The 4,163-nt window shown below is 34.4% G+C and carries 4 protein-coding genes; 2 read left to right on the top strand and 2 right to left on the bottom strand.

The window, feature by feature from the left end; genetic code table 11:
• Positions 1-328 precede the first annotated feature (328 nt).
• Entirely contained in the window at positions 329-982 is a 654-nt protein-coding gene (locus AB1397_06215) for a DedA family protein (GenBank protein ID MEW6482575.1), read from the bottom strand.
• A 358-nt stretch (positions 983-1,340) separates the two neighbouring features.
• Here AB1397_06215 and ispG point away from each other — a divergent pair, with 358 nt between their 5' ends.
• Positions 1,341-2,357 carry a flavodoxin-dependent (E)-4-hydroxy-3-methylbut-2-enyl-diphosphate synthase gene (gene ispG, locus AB1397_06210; GenBank protein MEW6482574.1) on the top strand — a complete coding sequence of 339 codons (1,017 nt, stop codon included), beginning with the start codon at positions 1,341-1,343 and terminating at the stop codon, positions 2,355-2,357.
• Positions 2,358-2,413: 56 nt separating this feature from the next.
• Positions 2,414-3,406, top strand: coding sequence for a radical SAM protein (locus tag AB1397_06205; GenBank protein MEW6482573.1), 993 nt, complete (start codon positions 2,414-2,416; stop codon positions 3,404-3,406).
• A gap of 50 nt (positions 3,407-3,456) precedes the next feature.
• Here the strand turns inward: AB1397_06205 and AB1397_06200 are convergent.
• Positions 3,457-4,163: hypothetical protein (locus tag AB1397_06200; protein ID MEW6482572.1), on the bottom strand; the 707-nt coding region annotated here is incomplete at its 5' end.

The raw sequence follows: 4,163 nt of genomic DNA, 5'->3' as shown, positions 1-4,163 counted from the left end.
AGCCCATACAAAACAACCAATTGCTCAAAGTGTGGCTTGTTATTTGGCATATGGAAACTAGCCCATAAGAAAGACAAGAAATGCCTGTTTGAAGAAGGAGTGAATTTTGAATTGTTCTTTTGAATTTTGAATTTCTTTTGATAGGGATAACAATAAGATGAACAGATTTTAAAGGAGCTAAACACATACCAAATTTACAATTATCTGCTTTCTCACTATTATTCCCATATTTTATAAAAAGGGGGATAAAATTTATCTTTTTTATTATACAGGTTATTATTCTCCTCCTTGTCGCATCTTAGGATATTACTTGTTAACTAACCATAGGTTAAGTGGTTACTTTTTTAAGTTTATGACGGACAAATTCTATTATGCCAGGAAGGATAGAGATAAAGATAATGACAAAAATAACTATGCTAAAATGCCTTTTGACTAAGGGAATGTTGCCAAAATAAAAGCCACCGTATAAGAAAATTAAAATCCACATTATACCCCCAAAGATATTGTAGGCAATAAATTTTCTATAGCTCATTGTGCCAATGCCCGCGACAAATGGTGCGAATGTCCGAATAATTGGGATAAATCGGGCAAGGATAATCGTTTTCCCTCCATATTTTTCATAAAATCTATGTGTGCGTTCAAGGTGCTTCTTGTTGAGCAAACGCACATTTTCGTAATGAAATACTTTAGGTCCTACAAAATATCCAATCCAGTAATTTACTGTGTCTCCTCCTATAGCGGCAAGGCTAAGCAATATGAATAGGTAATGTATATTTAATGCATTTCCTGCTATAAGTGTCCCTGAGGCGAAAATTAAAGAATCCCCAGGAAAAAATGGGGTTACCACAAGACCTGTTTCACAAAAAATTATAAGAAAAAGGATTAAATATGTCCATAGACCATAATTTTCAATAACCAGAGAAAGGTGTTTGTCTAAATTAAGAAGGATATCAACGAAATCTTTAATAATGTTTAATTCCATAAAAAAATTTTATCAACCCTTCTTAGATTAAGTCAATGAAAATAGAAAGGGGGGATATAGAACATTAGAGCAGCTAAACCAATGCTTGCAAGAAAACGAATAATAAACGTAGACTACTTAAAATTATAGTATCTTCCATCACTTACTGCAAAAATAGATAGGGTGTGTTTATTTAAGAAATTTTGAATTCTAAATTTTGAATTTTGAATTAAAGGTTTAAGTTTTATAAAATTTTTCCCCTTTTAATTCAAAATTCAACATTCAAAATTCATAATTTTATAAAGCGTTGGGGAATTAACTATATTTTGTGAAAACTTAGGTGGGATGTTATACTATATTTATAGGGCAGAACTTAAAAATGAGAAGGGAATCGATTGAGGTAAAGATTGGGAATATTAAAATTGGTGGGGAAAATCCCATTGCCATCCAATCAATGACAAAGACAAGCACAAAAGAGATAGAAAAGACGATGAAGCAAATCCACGAGCTTACAGAGGCAGGTTGTGAAATGGTGCGAATTGCCCTTCCTTCCCTTGCTTGTGCAAGGTTGCTTGGAAAGATAAAGGAAAAATCAAAGATTCCTATTATTGCAGATATTCATTTTAATTACAAGATTGCCCTTTGTGCTATAGAGCAGGGTGCGGATAAGATAAGGCTTAACCCGGGAAATATAAGGGATAAAGAAAAGATAAAGGAGATTGTCCAAAAGGCATCCCTGGCAAAAATTCCCATTAGAGTGGGAGCAAATTCAGGCTCTCTTCCTTCGGGAGAAACCCTGGTTAGTGCAGCGATAAAGGAGATAAAAATCCTTGAAGCTGAAGGGTTTTATGACATTGTTGTTTCTCTAAAGGGTGTGGATATTTATGAAACTATTTCTGCATATAGAGAGATGGCAAAGCTGGTTAAATACCCATTCCATATTGGAATAACCGAGGCAGGGCCATTATTTTCTGGCTCAATCACCTCAAGCATTGGTTGTGGAATTTTGCTCTTTGAAGGTTTGGGAGATACCATAAGGGTTTCCTTGACAGGCTCGCCAATAGATGAGGTAAGGGTTGCAAAGCAAATTCTTCAGGCTTTAGATTTAAGATCATTTGGCCCTAAGATAATCTCCTGTCCGACTTGTGGAAGGTGTAAAGTAGACCTCTTTTCCATTACAAAACAAATAGAGGAAAAAATATCAAATATAAAGGGTCTTTCTGGGAAAAGGATAGCCATTATGGGATGCAACGTAAATGGCCCAGGTGAGGCAAAGAAGGCAGATTATGGACTTGTTGCAGGAGAAAAATTCCTTATCTTTAAAAATGGAGAGATAATAAAAAGGGTATCCAAAAATGTAGCGGATGTATTTTTGGAGGAAATTATAAGTGTTTAGGCTATTCGCTTTGGGAATAATTTTGTTTATTTCTTCATATACTTAATGAACCTTTTATGTATTTTTATATCCAATGGCATATTACCGACAGGTGTAATCTCCGCTGTCTCCATTGCTATCAAGAACAATTTACTACCCAAAATGAATTGCCTTTTTCAAAATTAAAGCTTATCTCTCGTAATTTAATCTCTACTTCAAAGCTTTGGAATAAAAAACTCAAAATTGCCTTAACCGGCGGAGAACCCCTGCTTAAAGGCGAATTATGGAAGCTTGTAGATTATCTTCTTCATTCTAATGTCAGCCTTAGCTTGATTAGTAATGGTCTTTTGGTAAATAAATATCTCCCAGAGATTAAGCAGAGTGGGTTAGATGAGTTTTATATTTCCTTAGATGGAATTACAGAAGAAACCAATGATGCTATACGAGGAAAAGACTCATTTAAAAAGGCAATAGAAGGGATTAGCCAATTAAAGTCTCATGGTTTTTCGGTGGTGATTATGTTCACCCTCCTTAAGCGTAATTTCCAAGAGGCAATGAGATTATTTGACTTTGCTAAAGAGCTAAAGGTAGATGGCTATATCATTGAGCGATTTTTCCCTTTAGGCCAAGGAAAGAAGATTGCTGATGAGGTAGTTTCCGGAAAGGAAATAGATAGCCTCTATCAACATATCTTTAAGCAGGTTAGGGAGGTATATCTAGCCGAGGAGATGATCAAATATCGGGCAATTCAGATAAGATTTGACCGCAAAGCTAAAATTTATGGGGCAGAATGTATTGTGGGAAGAGATGGCTTAGCAATCCTTCCTGATGCTACTGTCCTACCCTGCCGAAGGTTTTTCTTTCCGATTGGTAATCTTTTAGAAAAGCCTTTAAATGAAATTTGGAAAGGCTCAAAGGTATTGAAAAAGATTATAGAAAAAAAGAACCTTAAAGGAAAATGCAATGAAAATAAATGTCCGATTTCTGATTGCTACGGTTGTCGGGCAATGACTTTAGCAATAAGTAGTGATTATTTAGGAGAAGACCCCCATTGTTGGGTTTACAAATAAATTCAAAACTTCTAAACTTAAGAACTTCAGAACTTATAATTCCTTCTTCCTTAAAGCTTTATTTTTATACCCATAGATACAAGTAGTTTTTTCCCTGGATAATCTTCTCTTTCCTTGTATTGGCTGTTAAAAAGGTTTTCTAGATTAAAGAATGCCCCAAATTCATCGGATATTTTCTTTTCTCCTTTTATATTGAAAACAAGGCAAGAATCTATATTTCCATTATCTGTCTTTTGAGAGCCTCTAAAGGAAATATAAGGGCTTATCAAAAGGTCTTTGTCTCTGTATCTTAAAATAAGCTCTCCCTCAAATTGAGGTGTATAATTTATCTCCTTTGATAAACCCATTAAAATAGCCGAAAATTCTCCCTCTATCTTCTTTGTCAATGAGTAGTTAATATTTCCTTTAATTCCACAACTAAACAAAGAGGCAAGATTCCTTGGTTCATAAAGGCCATCTGCTTTCTTATGCCATTCTATAGCCCCATTTTTATTTTCAAGGAATAGGGAATTTTTAAGACAAAGGCTTTTTCTTTTTAGCTCTATACCTCCTTCAAGTCTAAACACCCTTTCTGGCTCAAGGCTTGTTGATATTGTAGAATATGGAGATTGAAAATAAAGCTTGGAAAAGCTTGAATTATTTAGGAAATTTTTAAGTGAAAGATTAAAGATAATATCTTTTATCTTTGATTTAAGAGAAATATCAAGTTCTGGTTGAAATATTGTCCTTTTATTCTTGAAAATAGAGAATCCAGCAG

Source organism: bacterium (genome assembly GCA_040756715.1).
GTDB lineage: Bacteria > UBA9089 > UBA9088 > UBA9088 > UBA9088 > JBFLYE01.
The sequence above is the reverse complement of the archived record's forward strand: the minus strand, read 5'-3'. Positions and strand labels throughout refer to the sequence as shown.

What these genes read in the sequence shown, in the direction of transcription:
- AB1397_06215 (MEW6482575.1), bottom strand. Translation starts at nt 982, where the DNA reads ATGGAATTAAACATTATTAAAGATTTCGTTGATATCCTTCTTAATTTA.
- ispG (MEW6482574.1), top strand. Translation starts at nt 1,341, where the DNA reads ATGAGAAGGGAATCGATTGAGGTAAAGATTGGGAATATTAAAATTGGT.
- AB1397_06205 (MEW6482573.1), top strand. Translation starts at nt 2,414, where the DNA reads ATGTATTTTTATATCCAATGGCATATTACCGACAGGTGTAATCTCCGC.